The 221-nt window shown below is 45.2% G+C and carries 1 pseudogene; it reads left to right on the top strand.

The features are described 5' to 3' along the window. Positions 1-19: 19 nt before the first annotated feature. Positions 20-221: pseudogene (locus ABGY95_RS11885) on the top strand (hypothetical protein); the annotation flags it as partial.

Below are 221 nucleotides of genomic sequence, written 5' to 3' on the forward strand. Positions count from 1 at the left end.
AGCCTCAGACCGTGCCGCCATGACTAATGATCAACAACTAGAGAAGTTGGGGTTGTTGATTGAACAATACCATGCAAACCAAAACGACCTCACAGTGGTTAAGGACATTGCTCAGCTGTATGAAAATATGGAGAATTGGAAGGACGCACACGCGTTTTATGATTGGGCTTACCAGATAAGTAACGGGGACACTGCTTTGAAACTCAAGGCTGGTCAGATAG

This window comes from Rubritalea sp. (assembly GCF_039830215.1).
Classification (GTDB): domain Bacteria; phylum Verrucomicrobiota; class Verrucomicrobiia; order Verrucomicrobiales; family Akkermansiaceae; genus Rubritalea.